General features: G+C 67.9%; 25 protein-coding genes. 11 read left to right on the top strand and 14 right to left on the bottom strand.

All coding sequences use genetic code 11. From position 1 onward, the window contains the following. Positions 1–28: 28 nt before the first annotated feature. Positions 29–1,264, top strand: a complete 1,236-nt coding sequence (gene thiD, locus AX702_RS17625; protein ID WP_066781742.1) for a bifunctional hydroxymethylpyrimidine kinase/phosphomethylpyrimidine kinase — start codon at positions 29–31, stop codon at positions 1,262–1,264. Between the two features lie 163 nt (positions 1,265–1,427). Here thiD and AX702_RS17620 read toward each other — a convergent pair whose 3' ends face one another. The 5 genes from AX702_RS17620 to rpmF form a co-directional block, all read right to left on the bottom strand. After that, entirely contained in the window at positions 1,428–1,826 is a 399-nt protein-coding gene (locus tag AX702_RS17620) for a MerR family transcriptional regulator (protein WP_066781740.1), read from the bottom strand. Next, on the bottom strand, positions 1,823–2,125 hold the full coding sequence (locus AX702_RS17615; protein ID WP_066781737.1) for an integration host factor subunit alpha: 303 nt from the start codon (positions 2,123–2,125) through the stop codon (positions 1,823–1,825). Before AX702_RS17615 ends, AX702_RS17620 begins: the two co-directional genes overlap by 4 nt. Positions 2,126–2,209: 84 nt before the next feature. Further along, positions 2,210–3,178 carry a beta-ketoacyl-ACP synthase III gene (locus tag AX702_RS17610; RefSeq protein ID WP_066781736.1) on the bottom strand — a complete coding sequence of 323 codons (969 nt, stop codon included), beginning with the start codon at positions 3,176–3,178 and terminating at the stop codon, positions 2,210–2,212. After that, on the bottom strand, positions 3,175–4,206 hold the full coding sequence (plsX, locus tag AX702_RS17605; RefSeq protein ID WP_066781734.1) for a phosphate acyltransferase PlsX: 1,032 nt from the start codon (positions 4,204–4,206) through the stop codon (positions 3,175–3,177). The genes AX702_RS17610 and plsX overlap by 4 nt, the downstream gene beginning before the upstream one ends. A gap of 78 nt (positions 4,207–4,284) precedes the next feature. Then, positions 4,285–4,464 (bottom strand): 50S ribosomal protein L32, encoded by a 180-nt coding sequence (gene rpmF, locus AX702_RS17600; protein WP_066781730.1) that lies wholly within the window; start codon positions 4,462–4,464, stop codon positions 4,285–4,287. A 195-nt stretch (positions 4,465–4,659) separates the two neighbouring features. On the opposite strand from rpmF, the gene AX702_RS17595 reads away from it, so the two are divergent. Then, the gene (locus AX702_RS17595) at positions 4,660–5,100 is read left to right on the top strand and encodes an MAPEG family protein (protein WP_066781757.1); all 441 of its coding nucleotides are present in this window, start codon (positions 4,660–4,662) and stop codon (positions 5,098–5,100) included. Positions 5,101–5,136: 36 nt separating this feature from the next. Here the strand turns inward: AX702_RS17595 and AX702_RS21775 are convergent, their stop codons facing one another. The 4 genes from AX702_RS21775 to hisG form a co-directional block, all read right to left on the bottom strand. Beyond that, the gene (locus tag AX702_RS21775) at positions 5,137–5,313 is read right to left on the bottom strand and encodes a DUF4169 family protein (RefSeq protein ID WP_082746341.1); all 177 of its coding nucleotides are present in this window, start codon (positions 5,311–5,313) and stop codon (positions 5,137–5,139) included. Between the two features lies 1 nt (position 5,314). Beyond that, positions 5,315–5,770 (bottom strand): transcription antitermination factor NusB, encoded by a 456-nt coding sequence (gene nusB, locus AX702_RS17590; RefSeq protein ID WP_066781728.1) that lies wholly within the window; start codon positions 5,768–5,770, stop codon positions 5,315–5,317. A 174-nt stretch (positions 5,771–5,944) separates the two neighbouring features. Beyond that, positions 5,945–7,234 carry a histidinol dehydrogenase gene (gene hisD / locus AX702_RS17585; protein ID WP_066781726.1) on the bottom strand — a complete coding sequence of 430 codons (1,290 nt, stop codon included), beginning with the start codon at positions 7,232–7,234 and terminating at the stop codon, positions 5,945–5,947. Next, positions 7,231–7,896 carry an ATP phosphoribosyltransferase gene (gene hisG, locus AX702_RS17580; protein ID WP_066781724.1) on the bottom strand — a complete coding sequence of 222 codons (666 nt, stop codon included), beginning with the start codon at positions 7,894–7,896 and terminating at the stop codon, positions 7,231–7,233. Before hisG ends, hisD begins: the two co-directional genes overlap by 4 nt. A gap of 40 nt (positions 7,897–7,936) precedes the next feature. Here hisG and AX702_RS17575 point away from each other — a divergent pair, with 40 nt between their 5' ends. Beyond that, positions 7,937–9,043 carry a DUF2332 domain-containing protein gene (locus tag AX702_RS17575; RefSeq protein WP_331710423.1) on the top strand — a complete coding sequence of 369 codons (1,107 nt, stop codon included), beginning with the start codon at positions 7,937–7,939 and terminating at the stop codon, positions 9,041–9,043. Between the two features lie 36 nt (positions 9,044–9,079). On the opposite strand, the gene AX702_RS17570 is transcribed toward AX702_RS17575, so the two are convergent. The 3 genes from AX702_RS17570 to AX702_RS17560 are packed head-to-tail and all read right to left on the bottom strand — an operon-like array spanning position 9,080 to position 10,732. Continuing rightward, positions 9,080–9,982, bottom strand: coding sequence for a pirin family protein (locus AX702_RS17570; protein ID WP_066781721.1), 903 nt, complete (start codon positions 9,980–9,982; stop codon positions 9,080–9,082). Then, a complete protein-coding gene (locus AX702_RS17565) occupies positions 9,972–10,445 on the bottom strand; it encodes an NUDIX hydrolase (protein WP_066781719.1) in 474 nt (157 codons plus the stop codon). Before AX702_RS17565 ends, AX702_RS17570 begins: the two co-directional genes overlap by 11 nt. Beyond that, a complete protein-coding gene (locus AX702_RS17560) occupies positions 10,442–10,732 on the bottom strand; it encodes a BolA family protein (RefSeq protein ID WP_066781754.1) in 291 nt (96 codons plus the stop codon). Before AX702_RS17560 ends, AX702_RS17565 begins: the two co-directional genes overlap by 4 nt. 39 nt (positions 10,733–10,771) lie before the next feature. On the opposite strand from AX702_RS17560, the gene AX702_RS17555 reads away from it, so the two are divergent. The 3 genes from AX702_RS17555 (at position 10,772) to AX702_RS17545 (ending at position 12,121) form a co-directional block, all read left to right on the top strand. Continuing rightward, positions 10,772–11,359 carry a DnaJ domain-containing protein gene (locus tag AX702_RS17555; RefSeq protein ID WP_066781717.1) on the top strand — a complete coding sequence of 196 codons (588 nt, stop codon included), beginning with the start codon at positions 10,772–10,774 and terminating at the stop codon, positions 11,357–11,359. Positions 11,360–11,469: 110 nt separating this feature from the next. Then, on the top strand, positions 11,470–11,808 hold the full coding sequence (clpS, locus tag AX702_RS17550; protein WP_066781751.1) for an ATP-dependent Clp protease adapter ClpS: 339 nt from the start codon (positions 11,470–11,472) through the stop codon (positions 11,806–11,808). A gap of 19 nt (positions 11,809–11,827) precedes the next feature. Further along, entirely contained in the window at positions 11,828–12,121 is a 294-nt protein-coding gene (locus AX702_RS17545) for a hypothetical protein (protein ID WP_156455570.1), read from the top strand. A gap of 308 nt (positions 12,122–12,429) precedes the next feature. On the opposite strand, the gene pyrC is transcribed toward AX702_RS17545, so the two are convergent. Further along, positions 12,430–13,467 (bottom strand): dihydroorotase, encoded by a 1,038-nt coding sequence (gene pyrC, locus AX702_RS17540; RefSeq protein ID WP_066781715.1) that lies wholly within the window; start codon positions 13,465–13,467, stop codon positions 12,430–12,432. Between the two features lie 50 nt (positions 13,468–13,517). Between pyrC and ygfZ the strand changes: the two genes are divergently transcribed. Then, a complete protein-coding gene (gene ygfZ / locus AX702_RS17535) occupies positions 13,518–14,243 on the top strand; it encodes a CAF17-like 4Fe-4S cluster assembly/insertion protein YgfZ (RefSeq protein ID WP_066781714.1) in 726 nt (241 codons plus the stop codon). A 223-nt stretch (positions 14,244–14,466) separates the two neighbouring features. On the opposite strand, the gene AX702_RS17530 is transcribed toward ygfZ, so the two are convergent. Continuing rightward, positions 14,467–15,285, bottom strand: a complete 819-nt coding sequence (locus AX702_RS17530; protein WP_066781713.1) for an LD-carboxypeptidase — start codon at positions 15,283–15,285, stop codon at positions 14,467–14,469. A 71-nt stretch (positions 15,286–15,356) separates the two neighbouring features. Here AX702_RS17530 and AX702_RS17525 point away from each other — a divergent pair, with 71 nt between their 5' ends. The 4 genes from AX702_RS17525 to AX702_RS17510 all read left to right on the top strand — a co-directional run bounded on the left by AX702_RS17525 (position 15,357) and on the right by AX702_RS17510 (position 18,561). Next, positions 15,357–16,766: a glutamate ligase domain-containing protein gene (locus tag AX702_RS17525; RefSeq protein ID WP_066781712.1), complete on the top strand. Its 1,410-nt coding sequence runs from the start codon at positions 15,357–15,359 to the stop codon at positions 16,764–16,766. Between the two features lie 31 nt (positions 16,767–16,797). Further along, entirely contained in the window at positions 16,798–17,052 is a 255-nt protein-coding gene (locus tag AX702_RS17520; RefSeq protein ID WP_066781710.1) for a DUF6356 family protein, read from the top strand. Between the two features lie 82 nt (positions 17,053–17,134). Next, positions 17,135–17,851 (top strand): alpha/beta fold hydrolase, encoded by a 717-nt coding sequence (locus tag AX702_RS17515; RefSeq protein ID WP_066781708.1) that lies wholly within the window; start codon positions 17,135–17,137, stop codon positions 17,849–17,851. Continuing rightward, a complete protein-coding gene (locus tag AX702_RS17510) occupies positions 17,848–18,561 on the top strand; it encodes a hypothetical protein (protein WP_066781706.1) in 714 nt (237 codons plus the stop codon). The genes AX702_RS17515 and AX702_RS17510 overlap by 4 nt, the downstream gene beginning before the upstream one ends. Positions 18,562–18,572: the final 11 nt, after the last annotated feature.

Below are 18,572 nucleotides of genomic sequence, written 5' to 3'. Positions count from 1 at the left end.
AACCGCCTCCACGCCCTCGTCCCCGGCAGTGCCCGTCTCACGGCCGGGCACAAGCCGCATCCTGATCGTCGCCGGTTCCGATTCGGGCGGCGGCGCCGGCATCCAGGCGGATATCCGCACCATCACGATGCTGGGCGGCCATCCGATGACTGCGATCACCGCGATCACCGCGCAGAACACCCTGGGGGTGCAGGCGGTGCATCCCGTGCCCGCCGCGATGGTGGTGGAGCAGATGCGCTCCTGTCTCGACGATATCGGCGCCGATGCGGTGAAGATCGGCATGATCGGATCGGCAGACACCGCCCAACGGGTCGCCGACCTGCTGGAGCCGCTGGCATCCGCCGGCCTGCCAATCGTGTTCGATCCGGTGATGATCGCGACCTCAGGCTCGGTGCTGGCCGATCCGGCGACGATCGCGGCCTTCGCCCGGCTGATGCGGGCGGCGACGCTCATCACGCCCAATGCACCGGAACTGGCGGCGCTGACCGGCAGGCAGGTTGAGACTGAAAGCGACGCCTTGATCGCCGGCCGCGATCTTGCCCGGTCCACCGGCGCGGCGGTGCTGGCGAAGGGCGGGCATTTGTCGCCGGCGTCGGCCGGACAGGTCGGAGCACCCACAGGCGAGCCCCGCGACCTTGTGGCAGACCATCTCATCCTGCTCGACGGCACCGATCTGGCCTGGACCGACCCGCGGATCGAATCGCATAATACGCACGGCACCGGCTGCACGCTGGCGAGCGCGGTGGCCGAGGGCCTAGGGCGCGGTCTTCCCCTGCCGGACGCCATTGCGCGCGCACGCCGCTTCGTGCGGATCGCGCTTCGAGAGGCGCCGGGTCTTGGCGCTGGTCACGGCCCGATGGGGCATCACCGGGTGCGGCTCGATTGCGACCTCGGCGGCGCGACACCCAATCAGGTGACCCTGCCGGCCAGCGACCATGCGGCGAGTGTCGCCTTCTACCAGGCGCTCGGGCTCAACATGATCGTGGAGAGTGACGGCCGTTATGCCCGGTTCGAGAGTGCCGGGGGCACCACCCTGTCGATTGAGGCGGCCGATGAGGTGGAGGGCAGGCCGATCATCTTCCTTGAGGTTGCGGATCTTGACGCCGCGGTCGCATCGGCGCGCGCGCACGGGATCGCTGTGTCCGATCCCAGAGCGGAGTCCTGGGGGTGGCGCGAGGCGCGGCTGAACGATCCGGCGGGGAACCGCCTGTGCCTGTATGTCGCGGGAGAGAACCGGCGCTTTCCGCCGTGGCGCATCGGCTGACCGTCAGGCGGCGCGTAGCCATGATAATCGCGCTGTCCGGGTCTGATCAGCTTAGGTAGTCTGACGGAGGTGAGCGCCACCAAGCCTGCCCGTTCGTTCCTCGTCTTAACGCGGGGCACTCGCCAGGGCGCGGATCACGCTGGCGGGTTGAAGCCCGAAACGCTCAGGCGGCGTCCAGAGCACGTTGCAGGCGATCCCGAATGGCACGGATCGCCTCGATCGTCTCTGAGGCCACGACGGAAATCATCGAAGAAGACTCGCCGTCGATCGACTGCTCCGCCGCCGCAGACGGGGGCACGATCTTGCCGCCACGGCCTTCCGCCGCCAGCAGCTTCTGCACGCCCTTCACCGTATAGCCCTCGGTTCCCAGCAGGCGCTGGATACGCTCGATCAGCGCGACATCGGCAGGACGATAATAGCGCCGGTTGCCTGCGCGCGTGACCGGGCGCAGTTCGGGAAAGCGCGTCTCCCAGTAACGCAGCACATGGGGAGCGACGCCGGTCGCCGTGGCTACCTCCCCAATGGTGCGAAAGGCACCGTCAGACTTTTCGTTTCCGCTCACGCGCCTGCGTTGACGATGCGATCGCGCATCATCTGGCTGGCCCGGAAGGTAAGCACCCGGCGCGGCGCGATCGGCACTTCGACGCCGGTCTTGGGATTGCGGCCGACGCGCTCGCCCTTGTCGCGCAGGACAAAGGTGCCAAAGCCGGAGATCTTCACATTCTCGCCGCGCGACAATGCGCCGCAGAGCGACTCCAGAATCTGCTCGACCAGGCGAGCGGAATCAGCGCGTGACAGCCCCACCTGGCGATGCAGCGATTCCGCCAGATCGGCCCTGGTCAACGTGCCCGCATCACTCATCTGTCGAAAACCTCCGCCCCTTATTGCGTCAAGTTATCATCAATGATCGAAATTCAAAAGCCGGATGTCGCGGTTCACCGCGCGCTAGAAACGGACGACAGCGGCGCCCCAGGTGAAGCCGCCGCCCATCGCCTCGAGAACCACGATCTGACCGGTGCGTATCCGGCCGTCGCGCACCGCCGTATCAAGCGCGAGCGGCACCGATGCGGCGGATGTGTTGGCGTGCTGGTCCACCGTCATCACCACCTTTTCGGCCGGAAGCCCCAGCTTGCGCGCGGTGGCATCAAGGATGCGGGCATTGGCCTGATGCGGCACGACCCAGTCGACCTGTTCGGACGTGAGGCCGGCCACCACGAGGGATTCCTCCATCACCGCGGCCAGGTTGACCACGGCGTGGCGGAACACCTCGCGGCCCTTCATCCGCAGCTTGCCCACCGTGCCCGTCGTGGAGGGGCCGCCATCGACGTACAGCAGTTCGTTGTGCCGGCCATCGGCGTGCAGCCGGCTGGCGAGGATGCCGCGGCCCTCGGCCTCGTCGCTGTCCTGCGCTTCCAGCACGATCGCACCCGCGCCGTCGCCGAACAGGACGCAGGTGGTGCGATCCTCCCAGTCAAGGATGCGGCTGAAGGTTTCCGCGCCGATCACCAGCGCGCGGCGGTGCGCGCCGGCGCGGAGCATGCTGTCCGCCACCTGCACAGCATAGAGAAAGCCGGAGCAGACGGCGGCGACGTCAAAGGCGACGCAATCGTCGATGCCCAGCATCGCCTGCACCTTGGTGGCGCTCGACGGAAAGGTCTGGTCGGGGGTGGCAGTGGCAAGGACGATGAGGTCGATGTCCTGCGCCAGCACGCCTGCCGCTGCCAGAGCGGCGCTAGCCGCATCGCGGGCGAGGGTGGCGGTGGTTTCCTCCGGCCCGGCTATATGGCGAAACCGGATGCCGGTCCGCTCGACGATCCATTCGTCGGTGGTGTCCACCATCTCCGCCATGTCCGCATTCGAGACGCGCCGCGCCGGCAGCGCCGATCCGGTGCCGGTGATGACGCTGCGAATCATGCCGCCTGCCTCTCGAATTTCCGCAAGTCCTCGGCGATTCGCCGGGTCAGATCGGCGCGTACCATCTTGGCCGCGACGCCGATCGCATTGGCCACGCCGATCTCGTTCGCGCCGCCATGGCTTTTCAGCACCAGGCCGTTCAGCCCCAGGAAGACGGCGCCATTGTGATTGTTCGGGTCCAGCCGGTCGCGCAGCAACTGCGTCGCCGGGCGGGAAATCAGGAAGCCGATCTTGGACCGGACGGAGCTGGTGAAGGCGCGCTTGAGCAGATCGGCGACGAAGCGCGCGGTGCCCTCAGCGGTTTTCAGCGCAATGTTGCCGGAAAAGCCATCGCACACGATCACGTCATGCTCGCCGCGCGATAGCCGGTCACCCTCGACGAAACCGGTGAAGGTCATCGGCAGGTGCGGCGCGCTGCGCAGCGCGGCGGCAGCGTCGCGGATTTCCTCCGTGCCCTTCTGATCCTCGCTGCCGATATTGAGCAGCGCCACACGCGGACTGTCCAGATCCATGGTCACCCGGGCATAAGCCGCGCCCATGACCGCAAACTGAACGAGGTTCTTGGTCTCGACCTCGGTATTGGCACCAAGGTCGAGCATGACGAGATCATTCTCGCCCAGCGTGGGAAGCAGCGCGGCCAGGGCAGGGCGGTCGATGCCGGGCATGGTGCGCAGCGCCAGCTTCGCCATTGCCATCAGCGCGCCGGTGTTTCCCGCGGACACGGCCGCGGCGGCGCGACCCTGCTTCACGCAGTCGATCGCGACGCCCATCGACGTTGTCTTGGCACGGCGCAGTGCCTGGCCGGCCTTTTCATCGCCCGCGATGACATCGGGGGCGTGAACGATCTCGGCATTCTGGCTGAGATTCGGATGGCGTTTCAGCCCCTCGCGAATCGCTGCCTCGTCACCCACGAGGAGGAACTTCATCCCCTCGAACTGGTGGCGCGCACGCGCGACGCCCGCCAGCATGACCGCCACCCCCTCGTCGCCGCCCATCGCATCGACGGCGATCCAGGAACTGTCGGCCATGGCGGGACGATCTCCGTACTCTTGTCAGCGCAACCGGATCAGCAGCGGATGCGCCGGTGCGCCCCGCCGCCGACGGTGTCAGCCCTCGACCGAGATGACCTCACGGCCATTATAGTGGCCGCAGGCGGTGCACAGGTTGTGCGGACGGCGCAGCTCACCGCAGTTCGGGCACTCCTGAAACGCCTCCACCGACAGTGCGTCATGAGCGCGGCGCATGCCACGGCGGGAGGGGGAAGTCTTTCGCTTGGGGACGGCCATCGCGGCACCTTGATCAATATTGTTCTAAACAAATACGATTAGCCCGACGACGATCAGCGCAGGCCGGTACATCACCGGCCGCGCCGAGCAGCCGGGCGCATCGCGAAGGCTCGGCCCTATAGCGGATTGTGCGGCCGTTGCAAGCGGTGCGGTGGGTTGGCAGGCTTTGTTCCGACAGAAAGGGAAGAGGATATGGTGGTGCTGCCAGTCACGCTCGTCATCGCTGCGGCCTGCGCGGTGATCAATATCTGGCTTGCCGTGCGACTCGTGCGCGGTCGGATGAGCGGCAAGGTGATGGTGGGCGATGGCGGCGATCCTGCCCTGCTCGCGGGCATGCGCGCCCATGCCAATTTCGTCGAATATGCCCCCATCGTCCTGATCCTGATGGCGCTGGTCGAACTGGCGCGTGGGTCACAGGGGATGTTGTGGATCATCGGCGCGGTATTCGTGCTGGCGCGAATCGCCCATCCGCTCGGCATGGGCCGCTCGGCACCCAATGCGCTGCGCGCCGGCGGTGCCATGGCGACATGGGTCGTAACGCTCGTCCTTGCCGGCTGGGCGCTGGCGATCGCGGTGGATGCGGGTGACACTGACGCGATGACGATCGTGCCGGTTGAGACGGCACCCAGGGGATGAGGCGAGGCCGCTCGTTCTCTCACGGAACAGGCGATCTCACTCCTCGCGCTTGGCACCGTCCAGCGCGCGCTCGCGCTTGTCGACCTCCGCCGCGGCGGCCGCACGCTCCGCCTTGGTCCGGCCGAACGCCAGGCGATTCGCGGCGGCCTGGCCTTGGGCATCAACCCGCGCCTTGGCCTTGCGCGCCCGGCGGAGATTGATCACCTCCCCCATGTCAGGGGCGCACCTCGCGCGCGATCCCGTCGAGCAGGCCATTCACGAAACCGGCCTCGCGCCGCTCGTAAAAGGCATGGGCGACATCGACATATTCGCTGATCACCGCGCCCTTGGGCACGTCCACGCGCGACAGCAGTTCATAGGTGCCGGCACGCAGGATCGCCTTCATCGGCTTGTCGAGTCGCTCCAGCGTCCAGCCGCTGGCCAGCTTGCGCTCGATCAGCGCATCGATCTCGCCCATGCGGGCATGCGCGCCGGTCACGATATCGTCGAAGAAGGCCACATCCGCCTCGGCATATTCCGCGCCCTCGATGGTCGCGCCGATGCGGTGGTGGTGGAATTCGTGCAGGAGCGCGGGCATGGCGGTGCCCTCCATCTCATGCTGATAAAGCGCCTGGGTGGCGGCGAGGCGCGCGGCGGCGCGGGCCTTGGTACGGGCAGCGGTACGGGACATGGCGGCCGCCCTTACGCGCGTGCGACCGGATCGGCCAGTCCCCCGCGTTTACCCTGACCGGCTTCCTCCGCCCTCACCGTCGCCCTGAGCGTGTCGAAGGGCGTGCCGCACGGGACATCGCCCGTGGCACGTGCTTCGACAAGCTCAGCACGAACGAGAATCCCCTGGAGGGCTTTACCGCCGCAGCCGCAACGCCACCGATTGCGCATGGGCGGGCAGGCCCTCCGCCTCGGCCAGCGCCACCGTTGCCGGCCCGAGCTTTGCCAGCGAATCGGCGTCCAGCTGAAGAAAGCTGGTGCGCTTCATGAAATCCGTCACGCCGAGCCCGCTGGCGAATCGCGCCCGCCGCCCGGTGGGCAGCACGTGATTCGGGCCGGCGACGTAATCTCCGATCGCTTCGGGCGTATGCCGGCCGAGGAAGGCCGATCCGGCATGGCGAAGCATGTCGAACAACGGCTGCGGATCGTCGACGGCGATCTCGACATGCTCGGGCGCCAGCGCATCGACCAGCGGCATGGCCTCCGCCAGGTCGCGCACGATCACGATCGCGCCGCTCCGCTCCCAGGCGATCCGCGCGGTTTCTCCCGTCGGCAGATCGGGGAGCTGCCGTTCCACGGCCTCCGCCACGGCATCGGCGAAGTCGGGCGAATCGGTGAACAGGATCGACTGGGTGGTCACGTCATGCTCGGCCTGGCTCAGCAGGTCGGCGGCGATCCAGTCCGCATCATTGGCGCCATCGGCGACCACCACGATCTCGCTCGGGCCGGCCACCATGTCGATGCCGACCACGCCATAAACCTGCCGCTTCGCCTCCGCGACCCAGGCATTGCCCGGCCCGGTGATCACATCGACCCGCGCGATCCGCTCGGTGCCCCAGGCAAGCGCGCCGATCGCCTGCGCCCCGCCAACCCGCCACACTTCATCAGCCCCCGCCAGATGCGCGGCGGCAAGGACGAGCGGGTTGATGTCCCCCTTGGGCGTCGGCGTCACTACCACCAGCCGCTCCACGCCCGCCACCTTGGCCGGGATGGCGTTCATCAGCAGCGTGGACGGATAAGCCGCGCGCCCGCCGGGCACATAGACGCCCGCGGCATCAACCGCCCGCCACCGTGCGCCGAGCCGAACGCCGGCGTCATCGGTGAACGCCGTGTCCGCCGGGCGCTGCTTTTCATGATAGGCACGGATGCGCGACGCGGCGAGTTCAAGCGCCTCGCGCAAGCCGGGATCGAGCGTCTCGAACGCCGCCGCGCAATCCGCCAGCGAGATCGCCCAGCCGCTCTCGTCCAGGTCATGGCCGTCGAGCTTCAGGGTAAAGGCCTTTAGCGCGGCATCGCCCTCGTCACGCACGCTGCGCAGGATGTTGGACACGTCGCGCGTCACGTCCGCATCCGATTCGCGGCGCGCATCGACCAGCGCGGCGAAGTCTTGCGTGAAGGACGCGTCGGCGGTGGAAAGGCGGATCATGCCGCCTTTGCCTCGTTCACGGCGCGACGGAATGCCTCCACCAGTGGCACCACCAGCCCGGCGCGCATCTTCATCGCGGCGCGGTTCACGATCAGGCGGGACGACACTTCGACAATCGTCTCCACCTCGACCAGGCCGTTTTCCTTCAGCGTGCGGCCGGAGGACACCAGATCCACGATGCGCGGCGCCAGCCCCAGCATCGGCGCCAGCTCCATCGCGCCGTTCAGCTTGATGCACTCCGCCTGCACGCCGCGGCTGGCGAAATGCTGCGCGGTGAGATGCGGATATTTGGTCGCGACGCGCACATGGCTCCAGCCGCGCGGATCGTCCGTCTCGGCCAATTCCTTGGGCTCGGCGACGGACAGGCGGCAATAGCCGATGTTGAGATCCACCGGCGCGTACAGCTCCGGATAGGCGAACTCGCCGAGCACGTCCGAACCGACGATGCCAAGCTGCGCTGCGCCATGCGCCACGAAGGTCGCGACGTCGAATGCCCGCACGCGGATCAGCGCGATCGCGGGATCCTGGGTGGCGAAACGAAGGGCGCGGCTGTCCTCATCGAAGAATGCCGCTTCGGGCACGACGCCGGCGGCGGCGAGCAGCGGCTGCACCTCGGCGAGGATCCGCCCCTTGGGAACGGCGATAACGAGCGGTTCGGCCATGGCGGCGGGCTTTACGCACCGGCCGGAACGGGCGCAACACATGGCCATGGGCAGCGAAGCAGAGAACCGCGAATCATTTCACGTCCAGGCGGCCTATTGCGAGGCGATGGCCGCGCCGATCACCGCGCGGGTCAGCGCGGCGCTGGCCGACGCGCTGGATCGGGGGAGCGAAACGGGGCGGCGGGTGCTTGACTGGGCCGGGGAGCCGGTGGCCGACGCGCTGGTGCTTCGGCTGATCGGCGGGCTGCACGCGCTGCATCGGCGCGGAGGCGACGCAGCGCTGGATCGGATATTCACCGGCGCAGTGATCGACCGGAGCGAAACGGTTGCGATCTTGCGGGACGTGGTGCGGAACCATGACGCGGCGCTGCTGCCATGGCTCAATGGCCCGCCGCAGACGAACGAGGCGGGGCGATCGGCAGGGTTGATGACGGGGCTGCTCCATGTCGCTTCGCGGTTCGGCCCCGATCTGGAATTGCTGGAGATCGGGTCGAGCGCCGGGCTCAACCTGCTGATCGACCGTTACGCCTTCGACCTTGGCGGGGTGAGGCGCGGGCCGGCCGATTCGCCCGTGCTCGTCGCGCCGGAATGGCGCGGCCCACCGCCACCCGACGCACCGATCGCCATCCGCTCCGTCCGGGGCGTCGACATCGCGCCCGTCGATGTGGCCGATCCCGCTCAGGCGGAGCGGCTGGCCGCTTATGTGTGGGTGGATGCGACCGAACGGCTCGACCGGATCGAGCGCGGCATCGCCATGATCCGCGAGCATGGCGTGTCACTGACGAAAGGCGACGCCGCCGAATGGGTCGAGGCACGGCTGGCCGAGCCGCAGGACGCCGGCACCACCCGCGTGCTGATGCATTCCGTGGTCTGGCAGTACCTCCCGCCCGCGTCGCAGGCCCGTATACGCGAGGCAATGGACGCGGCCGGCGCGCGCGCCACGCCGGAACACCGGCTCGCCTGGGTGATGATGGAGCCCAACCGCGATCTCCACCGCCATGAGGTGCGCGTACAGACATGGCCCGGCGATCGGCCAATGGAGCTGGTGGCGCTCACTCATGCGCACGGCGCCTGGGTGGAGGCGCTGTCGCCGCCTTATGAGACCCGCGATTATGTGATGCGACGCGGCCCCTATGAGCGGGATTGAGGTGGGATCAGGGGCCGGCCTGCCCGCCGGCCGTCCTCAGGGGTAGCTGACCGTCTTCGGCTGGCCGGGAATCGGGATCCACTCCACCTCGTCGCCGGGCACCACCGGAAACTCGCGCGCCATCCACGCCCGCTTCGCCTCCTGGATGCGCTCGCGCGACGAACTGACGAAGTTCCACCACACATGCCGCGGCGTGGCAAAGGCGTCGCCGCCCGCCAGCATGGCGCGCGCGCCGGCGCTCGAGCGCAGCGTGGCCGCAATGCCGGGCCGCAGCACGTACAAGCGTTGCGGCTCCAGCGGCACGCCCTCCAGCGAGGCGTCGCCCTCGACCAGATAGATCGCGCGCTCGTCCGCCTCCGCGTCGATCGGCACGCTGCTGTTCGCGGCAAGCATGATGTCGGCGTAGATCGTGCCGGCATAGGTGGTGGTCGGCGCGGTGCGGCCCCACAGGCTGCCCATGATGATCCGCGCGCTGACCCCGCGGTCGCTGATCACCGGCAGCTCGCCGGCTGCGACATGCTCGAACGCCGGGTCGATCTCCTCCCGTCCGTCGGGCAGCGCAAGCCAGGTCTGGATGCCCGACAGCGCCGGTCCGCCCGGGCGCACGTCCTCGGGCGACCGCTCCGAATGAACGATGCCGTGCCCCGCCGTCATCAGGTTCACCGCGCCGGGCCGGATGGTGATGTCAGTACCCAGCGAATCGCGATGCCCCATCGCCCCTTCGAACAGATAGGTGACGGTGGCGAGATTGATGTGCGGATGCGGGCGCACGTCGATGCCCTGGCCCGGTGGCAGCTGCGCCGGCCCCATCTGATCGAAGAACGGGAACGGCCCCACCATCGTCCGCTCACGATGCGGCAGGGTGCGGTGCACCTTGAAGCCGCCGATATCGTGCGTCGCCGGCAGCAGCGTCAGTTCGATCAGGTCCTCACGCGTCATGGTCGGTGGCCTCCAGCATGGCGAGTAGATCGTCAGGGTAGATCAATTCGGGCCAGCCGGCGATCTCGTCGCGGCGAAACCAGCGCCACATGGTCATCACGCGCCGTTCGAGCTCGGTGTGGCCGGCAGGGTCGATATCCATCGCGTCCACATCGACCCGGAACCAGCGCTCATCGGCCGTCACCTCGACGCGTTCGATGGTGAGGAAGTCCACCTGTCGCTGCGCCACTTCAGGCCCCGGATCGGCGCGGATGCCGGTTTCCTCAAAGAGTTCGCGCCGCGCCGCCTCGGCATAGCTTTCACCCGGATCGACTGCGCCGCCCGGCGTGCACCAGAAGGGCGCCCGATCGTCGCCCGGCGCGAAGCGGAACAGGAGAACCTGGCCCGCGCGATCGACCAGCAGGATGCGTGCCGCCGGCCGGGCCACCCGCGCCCGCAGGACGGGAGCGCCGGCACCGCTCACCGCGGCTCGCCCGGTGCCAGGGTCTTCATCGCCAGGGCATGGACATGATCGCGCAGCAGCTCGGCCAGCGCCTGGTTGACCAGCCGCTGCCGCGCCACGCGGTTCAGCCCGGCAAAGGCTGCGCTTTCCACCACCACGCGGAAGTGCGATTCGCCCGATCCATCGTCCCCCGCATGGCCGCGGTGAAGCGCGCTTTCGTTGATTACCTGAAGGTGCATCGGGTCGAGCGCTGCGGCGAGACGGGCGGTGATGGCTTGCTCTACGGGGCCGGTGGAAGGCGTGGTCATCGCGCCTATATAGCCGGTTTTGCTGGGGATGTTCTGATTTTGGCGAAGGATCGGCCGAACGCGCGTTTTCACGGGAGGATCGAGGGCGACCGGCCGTGCGAGGCACCCGGTTGCGAGGCGGCCGGAGAGTTTCGCGCGCCGCCGCTGGAGGGGCCGGGCGGCGATGGCCCGGGAACCTATCGCTGGTTCTGCCTCGATCACGTGCGCGCGTTCAATTCGAGCTACAATTACTTCGACGGCATGACGTCGGAGGAGATCAACCGCGCGCAGCGGCCGATGGCCGGTTGGGAACGCGAGACCCGCGCCTTTGCACGCGCCGGCGCCGGCGACCAGGGGCCGCGCTGGGCCGATTTCGCCGATCCGCTTGACGCGATCGGCGCCCGTTTTCGGCGCGAGGTCGCGCCCGAGCGGAGCGACGGCAAGCCGCTGTCGGGGCAGGACCGCGCAAGCCTCAAGGTGCTTGGCCTCGCGCCCGACGCGGATCGCACCGCGCTGCGCCGGCGGTACAGCGAACTGGTCCGCCAATATCATCCGGACCGGAACGGCGGGGATCGCAGCCACGAGGGCATGTTGCAAAAGGTGATTGCCGCCTACCAGCAGTTGCGGCAGGCGCCGGCCTTCGCCTGAGTGGCTGAACAATCGGGATAGTCTTGCGCGGCGACCATGCTGGGCCCTTGCCCTCGTTGGGCGACGTGCCATATTTTCAGGCGGTGACGATGATCAGCTTTCAGATCGACATGGCGGAACGACGGGAAGACGGCGGTCCAGAGGACGGCGGTGGCACCGGCGTCGGCGTGGCGACGCGTACGCGTGCCAAGGTCAAGGAGCCGACGCCCTATCGCGTGCTGATGCTCAACGACGATTACACCCCAATGGAATTCGTGGTGCTGTGCCTGCAGCGCTTCTTTCGCATGAATGCGGAGGAAGCGACGCGGGTGATGCTCCACGTCCACCAGAAGGGCGTCGGGGTGTGCGGCGTGTTCAGCTACGAAGTGGCGGAGACCAAGGTGGGGCAGGTGATGGATTTCGCCCGCGCCAACCAGCACCCGCTGCAATGCACGCTCGAAAAGGCCTGATCGCGCCAGCGCGGCCATGATGCTGAGCCTTGCCCTCTCGCTTGCCGCGGCGGCGCCGGCCGTGGCGGAGCGCAACAGCTGGTATGCCTGCCTTGAGGATTTCACTCAGGTGGCGATGGCGAGCAGCGGCACGCCGGCGACCATCGCGCTTCAGACCGAACAGGCCTGCGCCGCGGAGCGCAAGGCGTTCCAGCTCGCGCTGTTCCGCTCCCGAACCGTCGAGGGCGATGCGGCGGCGCTGACGGCGCGGTTCGCCGCCGAGGACCGCGCCGCCTATGAATATGTGATCGCGCTGGTGGATCGCCTGCGCTGAGGCAGGAGGGGCGGCGCCGTTATCCCGGACTTGATCCGGGATCCGGCCATCCGCGCGCGCTAACGCTAAGGTTTGATCCAGGCTCCTCAAGCCACCTCTCCGGCAAAGGCCGGGGCCCCGTTGGGACAGCGTTGGTAATAGCCGGTGCGCCTGCCGGCTTTGTTCCGTAACTGGGCCCCGGCCTTCGCCGGGGAGGCGGATAAGTGGCTGAGCCCCGCTCTAAGACCTCCAGCCTCAGCGTTCGCTGCGCCATGGATCCCGGATCAAGTCCGGGATGACGGTGCGGTTCAGGCGGCGCTTCTCTCGCTTCAATCGACCATGCGCCAGCCGATCGTCTCGCCGGCATGGAACGGCACGACCGACAGCGCATCGTCGCCAATCCGGTCGGGCACGCGCGTCTCCGTCCGCTCCAGCGTCACCACGCCTTCGTTCAGCGGCAGGCCATAGAAACGCGCGCCATTCTCGCTGGTGAACGCCTCGAACCGGTCGATCGCGCCCTCCTCGTCGAACACGCGCAGATAGCTTTCCAGCGCGAACGGCGCGTTGAAGATGCCTGCGCAGCCGCAAGAGGATTCCTTTGCCTCCACGACGTGGGGGGCGCTGTCGGTGCCCAGAAAGAACTTGGGCGAGCCCGATACCGCCGCCTTGCGCACCACCAGCCGGTGCATCTCGCGCTTGACGACCGGCAGGCAATAGGCATGCGGGCGGATGCCGCCGTCGAAGATCGCATTGCGGTTGATCAGCAAATGCTGCGGCGTGATCGTCGCGGCGACATTGGCCGGCGCTTCCGCGACATATTGGGCCGCCTCGGCGGTGGTGATGTGTTCCAGCACGATCTTCAGCGCCGGAAAGTCGCGGACAAGCCGTTGCAGGATGCGATCGATGAACACCGCCTCGCGGTCGAAGATGTCGATATCCTTGTCCGTCACCTCGCCATGGATCAGCAGCGGCATGCCGATCGCCTGCATCCGCTCGAGCACCGGGGCGAGCGCGAAAATGTCGGTCACGCCATGCGCGGAATTGGTGGTGGCGTGCGCGGGGTAAAGCTTGCACGCGGTGAACACGCCCTCGGCATAAGCGGCGGCAATCGCATCGGCATCGGCCTGATCGGTGAGATAGCAGGTCATCAGCGGCGTGAAGCCGGCGTCCGCAGGCAAAGCGGCAAGGATCCGCTCGCGATAACCGCGCGCCGCCTCTGCGGTGGTCACCGGCGGCGTCAGGTTCGGCATGATGATCGCGCGGGCGAACTGTCGCGCGGTATGGCCGGCAACCAGCTCCAGCATGGCGCCATCGCGCAGGTGAACGTGCCAGTCGTCGGGGCGGCGGATGGTGATGCGGTCGGTCATGCGGGTCCTGCAATGCTTGGAATGCGCGTGCGATGCCCTAGCTTGTGGGCATGACTGACGCCACCACCCCCGACGCCACAACTTTGGCCGATCGCGCCATCGTCCGCCTTTCCGGGGAGGACGTTCGCGGCTTCCTTCAAGGGCTGGTGACGAATGACGTGACCGGCGCGCTTCCGGTCTGGGCCGCGCTCCTGTCACCACAGGGCAAGGCGCTGTTCGACTTTCTCGTCTGGGCGGATGGCGAGGATCTGCTGCTCGATTGCGAAGCGGCACAGGCGGAGGCGCTCGCCCGGCGGCTGACGCTGTATCGCCTGCGTCGGGCGATCACCATCGCGCGTGACGACGGCCTTGCGGTGCATTGGTCGCGCGACGGCGACCAGGGCGTGCCCGATCCCCGGCTCGCTGCGCTCGGTCGCCGCTGGATCGCGCCGCCGGGTGCCCCCGCGCACGGCTGGGTCGCGCATCGCCTATCACTTGGCGTCGCGGAAGGTGTGACGGAGCTCGGCAATGCCGAAACGCTCTGGCTGGAATGCAACGCGCGGGAGCTGAACGGCGTCAGCTTCGTCAAGGGATGCTATGTCGGGCAGGAGAATACCGCGCGCATGAACTATCGGTCGAAGGTTAACCGCCGGCTGATCGTCGCGCCGCTGGGAGAGGCGGGCGCGCGTACCCGAGCGACCTATCCCGAACTCGGCCTGATGGTGGAGCATCGCCGCGTCGAGGATCTGGGCGATGCGCTGAAGCCGGCCTGGCTGAGCGAGGCGGTCGCGGGCTGATCAATGCACGGTCATCCCCGCGAAGGTGGGATCCATAAGCGCAGGTCTCGCGAGAGACATCGGCGTCGGTGATTAGGGATCCCCGCCTTCGCGGGAATGACGAAGCCAAGAGTTCATCTGACCTGCGTTCGCCCTGCGTCTGTCGTTCGCGAAGGCAGGCGGATCAGTCCAGCTGGATCAGACGCCAGGCAAGCTCGGCACCCGCGGTTCGTCGGCCAATATCTTAAATCAGCCCGAACGGCACCACCCGGTTCGTCTGCGTATGGCCGACCTCAGCCTGCCCCAGGAACGGCACGCCCATGTCGCGGCACCAACGCTGGATCATCACCGCCAAGGGCTCGTTCCAGGCCGGCGTGTTTTCCTTCACGCTCGTCACCGCGCCCAGCCGGATACCGGCGACCCCGCGCAATTGCGTGGCATTGGCCATGGTGAACAGCAGCCGATCGATATTGTACATCGGCTCCGACACTTCCTCGATCAGCAATTCGTGGTCGGTGAGGTCCGGCAGCCAGGGCGTGCCGATCAGCGCGCCGAGGATCGCCAGATTGAAGGCGGCGGCCGGCCGCTTGCCCAGACCCGGCTCCAGCCCCTGGCGCTCATCGCGTGAGATCCAGCCGAGCGCGCGCGCCACCGTCGCATCGCCGCCGGAACTGCGCAGGATGTCGGTCGGCATGGGGCCATGTGCCACGCGCCCGATGCGCCGGGCGTAGAGCGCGCCGAGCATAAAGCCCATGTCGGAATAGCCGACATATTTCTTGCGCCGTGCGGCATCGTTCAGCTGCGGCATGACCTGCGCGAGGATGCGGTTGGAGCCATAGCCGCCGCGCGCGAACCAGATTGCCGCAAAGCCGGGGTCGTTGGCGAATTCCAGGAAGGCAGCGGCTCGGCGGGCATCCGGGCCGGCGAAATGGCCGTCGCTTTCCCAGCATTGCGGGTGGAAGACCAGCTCGACTTCGGGATAGGCCAAGGCGGCATAGGCCATCAGCGGCGCCACCATCTGCGGGTTGGCCGTGTTCGCCGGTGCGACGATTCCGATCTTCATGAGGGCCCGATCTTCATCCGTGTCGCCGCCTTCGCCTTGCCCGTTGCCGCCTGCGGCGATAGCGCGCGGCCATGCAGGACGGCAACATCGCAGGACAATCCTTCTTCTTCGTCGGCGTCGGCGGCTCCGGCATGATGCCGCTGGCGATGATCCTTGCCGGGCGGGGGGCGACCGTCTCCGGCTCCGATCGGGGGCTCGATCAGGGTCGCGTGCCGGCCAAGTTCGCCGATCTGGAGGCGAAGGGTGTTCGCCTGTTCCCGCAGGACGGCAGCGGGATCGTGTCGGCGGACCAGATCGTGGTGGCATCGGCCGCCGTGGAGCCGACGGTGGCGGACATGGTCGCGGCCGATCGGCTCGGTTGCCGCCGCATGAGCCGCGCGGAACTGAACGCCGCGCTGTTCAACGCGAGCCGCCTGCCGATCGGGGTTGCCGGCACCAGCGGCAAATCCACCGTCACCGGCATGATCGCGCGCATCCTCCATGATGCGGGGCTCGACCCCACGGTGATGAACGGCGCGGTAATGAAGGATTTCGCCGCCGCCGACCGCCCCTTCGCCAGCGCCCTCGTGGGCGAGGGTGATCCTTATGTCAGCGAGGTGGACGAAAGCGACGGCTCCATCGCCCTTTATGCGCCGCGCATCGCGGTGCTGAACAACGTCAGCCTCGATCACAAATCGCTCGACGAGCTGAATGTGCTGTTCGGCGATTTCATCGGCAAGGCGGGGATGGCGATCGTCAATGCCGGCAATCCGGATGCGGCCGCGCTGGCCATGCGCCTGCCACGAGATCGGGTGATGACCTTCGCGCTCGGCGGCGAGGCCGATCTGACCCCGGTGGACATCCAGGAACAGCCGTTTGCGGTATCCTTCTCCCTGCGCGGCACCCGGATCCGGCTGAACGTGCCCGGCAAACACAATGTCGCGAACGCACTGGCGGCGATTGGCGCGGCCCTGGCTGCCGGTGTGTCCTTCGAGGCCGCGGCCGCTGCAATCGGCCGCTACACGGGCCTGAAGCGCCGCTTCGACCTGGTCGGCGAGGCGGGCGGCGTCGCCGTGATTGATGATTTCGGGCACAATCCCGACAAGATCGCCGCGACGCTGGCCACGCTCCACGCCTTTCCCGGGCGCCTGCTCCTGCTCTTCCAGCCGCATGGCTATGGACCGTTGAAAACCATGCGATCTGAACTGGTTGACACGTTCGCACAGGGGCTTGGGGCCGACGACCTGCTCGTTCTTCCAGACCCAGTTTACCAGGGCGGCACGGTGACGCGCGACGTCACCAGCGCCGATATCGTGCGCGATATCTCCGTCACCGGCGGCAATGCCCGTCACATCGCGGATCGCGCGGCGGCGGCGGCGCATCTCGTCGCCAATGCGCGTGCCGGCGACCGGATCGTCGTAATGGGCGCGCGCGACGACACCCTGCCGCTGCTTGCCGCGGACATGGTGGCGCAGCTGCGCGCCCGTGATAATGTCGCCTGACCAACCACAACCGGACCCCGGGGGATTTCCTATGCTGCGCCGCCTGTTCCTCGACCATCCCGAGTCTGTGGGTGAAAGCTATGTCGAGCATTTCGGCGTCGCATCCCGCTTTGGTGCCCGGATGCTGGCGGGCGGCATGGGCGCGCTGGTCCACGCCGTGCTGCCGTTCGCCTGCAAGACGACCGGCAGCCGCACCGTCGCCGAGCTTCATGCCGAAATGGTCGCGAAGCGCACGGCGAAGCGTGATGCCGAGACGCAGGTAAGAACCGTTGAATATGTGATCTGAGCAGGCCGCCGCGGCTTGTGGGCGCGGCTCCCTTCACCGGCTCGCCTTTCACTGACGCCTGCCCGTCGCTACATCGCGGCGGATGACCTCTCCCCAGCGACCCCGTCTCGCCTATCACCTCACCGAAGGCGCCGGCCCCACCATCGTTTTCCTGCCAGGCTATGCTTCGGACATGACCGGTACGAAGGCGCTTGCGCTCGAGGCATGGGCGAAAGCGGCCGGTCGCGCCTTTCTCCGCTTCGATTATGCCGGCTGCGGCGCCAGCGAGGGGGCGTTTGAGGAGCAATCCCTGACGGACTGGCGCGACGATGCGCTCGCCATGATCGACCATGCGGTGGAGGGACCGGTGGTGCTGGTCGGCTCCTCCATGGGGGGGTGGATCATGCTGCTGGCCGCGCTCGCCCGTCCCGAGCGCGTTGCCGCGATGGTGGGGATCGCGGCAGCGCCTGATTTCACCGACTGGGGCTTCAGCCAGGAAGAAAAGCTCTACATTCTGCAGCACGGACGGCTGGAGCGGCCGAACCCTTATGGCCCGCAGCCGACGGTCTATACCCGGCGTTTCTGGCAGGCTGGCGAGGCCAACCGGCTGATGCACGGTTCCATCGCGCTCGACATGCCGGTGCGGCTGATCCACGGCCAGCGCGATCCGGATGTGCCCTGGGCCCAATCGGTGCGCCTCGCGGAGCTGCTCCGTTCAGACGATGTCCACGTTGCCTTGGTGAAGGGCGGTGATCATCGCCTGTCCCGGGAGGAAGACATCGCCTTGTTGATCCGCACGCTTGAGGACGTGCTGAAATGATCCTGCTGAGCCTTGCGCTCCAGGCCGCTGCCCTTCCGCCTGCGGAGAGCTGCGCCGCGCTGGCCGCCACGGATCCGGTCGCCGCCGAGCGGCGCGCCAGCGTTGACCGGAGCGTTGGCGGGCGGGCGTGCCTGGGCATCGCACTTGCCGGGCAGGATCGGTTTGCGCAGGCGGCGCCGGCGTTTGAAGAGGCGGCGCGCGGCTCCGAGCTGGCCCGTGATGGCGCGGCGGCGCGCTATTGGGCGCTGGCCGGCAACGCCTGGCTCGCAGGGCAGGAACCCGCCAAGGCGCGCGCGGCGCTGGATGCGGCGCTCGCGGCCGGAACGCTGACCGGTCTGGCCCGCGGAGAGGCGGCGCTGGACCGCGCGCGGGCGCTGGTGGCCTTGGATGAGCTCAAATTGGCTCGCGGCGATCTCGACCTCGCGCTGAAGGACGCGGCCGATGATCCGCTCGCCTGGCTGCTGTCCGCAACATTGGCGCGGCGCACGGGCGATCTCGCCCGCGCCAAGATCGATATCGGCCAGGCGCTGCGCCGGTCGGCGGACGATGCGCAGGTGCAGCTGGAGGCCGGCAATATCGCGGCCGCCAGCGGCGACGAGGCAGGGGCGAAGGCTGCCTGGACCGAAGCCGCGCGGCTCGCCCCGGATCGCCCGGCGGGCCAATCGGCAACTCGTGCGTTGTCCCAGTTTGCGGCTGACGAACAGAAGTAATCCGGAGGATC

Source organism: Sphingomonas sp. CCH5-D11 (assembly GCF_001557395.1).
In the GTDB taxonomy this organism is placed as follows: domain Bacteria; phylum Pseudomonadota; class Alphaproteobacteria; order Sphingomonadales; family Sphingomonadaceae; genus Sphingomonas.
Note: the sequence above shows the minus strand (reverse complement) of the source record. Positions and strands in the feature narration are given on the sequence as shown.

Bases quoted from the DNA above. Each gene is read 5' to 3' on its own strand.
- AX702_RS17615 (WP_066781737.1), bottom strand. From the start codon at position 2,125: ATGAGTGATGCGGGCACGTTGACCAGGGCCGATCTGGCGGAATCGCTG.
- AX702_RS17610 (WP_066781736.1), bottom strand. From the start codon at position 3,178: ATGATTCGCAGCGTCATCACCGGCACCGGATCGGCGCTGCCGGCGCGG.
- plsX (WP_066781734.1), bottom strand. From the start codon at position 4,206: ATGGCCGACAGTTCCTGGATCGCCGTCGATGCGATGGGCGGCGACGAG.
- rpmF (WP_066781730.1), bottom strand. From the start codon at position 4,464: ATGGCCGTCCCCAAGCGAAAGACTTCCCCCTCCCGCCGTGGCATGCGC.
- AX702_RS21775 (WP_082746341.1), bottom strand. From the start codon at position 5,313: ATGGGGGAGGTGATCAATCTCCGCCGGGCGCGCAAGGCCAAGGCGCGG.
- nusB (WP_066781728.1), bottom strand. From the start codon at position 5,770: ATGTCCCGTACCGCTGCCCGTACCAAGGCCCGCGCCGCCGCGCGCCTC.
- hisD (WP_066781726.1), bottom strand. From the start codon at position 7,234: ATGATCCGCCTTTCCACCGCCGACGCGTCCTTCACGCAAGACTTCGCC.
- hisG (WP_066781724.1), bottom strand. From the start codon at position 7,896: ATGGCCGAACCGCTCGTTATCGCCGTTCCCAAGGGGCGGATCCTCGCC.
- AX702_RS17575 (WP_331710423.1), top strand. From the start codon at position 7,937: ATGGCCATGGGCAGCGAAGCAGAGAACCGCGAATCATTTCACGTCCAG.
- AX702_RS17570 (WP_066781721.1), bottom strand. From the start codon at position 9,982: ATGACGCGTGAGGACCTGATCGAACTGACGCTGCTGCCGGCGACGCAC.
- AX702_RS17560 (WP_066781754.1), bottom strand. From the start codon at position 10,732: ATGACCACGCCTTCCACCGGCCCCGTAGAGCAAGCCATCACCGCCCGT.
- clpS (WP_066781751.1), top strand. From the start codon at position 11,470: ATGGCGGAACGACGGGAAGACGGCGGTCCAGAGGACGGCGGTGGCACC.
- AX702_RS17545 (WP_156455570.1), top strand. From the start codon at position 11,828: ATGCTGAGCCTTGCCCTCTCGCTTGCCGCGGCGGCGCCGGCCGTGGCG.
- pyrC (WP_066781715.1), bottom strand. From the start codon at position 13,467: ATGACCGACCGCATCACCATCCGCCGCCCCGACGACTGGCACGTTCAC.
- ygfZ (WP_066781714.1), top strand. From the start codon at position 13,518: ATGACTGACGCCACCACCCCCGACGCCACAACTTTGGCCGATCGCGCC.
- AX702_RS17530 (WP_066781713.1), bottom strand. From the start codon at position 15,285: ATGAAGATCGGAATCGTCGCACCGGCGAACACGGCCAACCCGCAGATG.
- AX702_RS17525 (WP_066781712.1), top strand. From the start codon at position 15,357: ATGCAGGACGGCAACATCGCAGGACAATCCTTCTTCTTCGTCGGCGTC.
- AX702_RS17520 (WP_066781710.1), top strand. From the start codon at position 16,798: ATGCTGCGCCGCCTGTTCCTCGACCATCCCGAGTCTGTGGGTGAAAGC.
- AX702_RS17515 (WP_066781708.1), top strand. From the start codon at position 17,135: ATGACCTCTCCCCAGCGACCCCGTCTCGCCTATCACCTCACCGAAGGC.
- AX702_RS17510 (WP_066781706.1), top strand. From the start codon at position 17,848: ATGATCCTGCTGAGCCTTGCGCTCCAGGCCGCTGCCCTTCCGCCTGCG.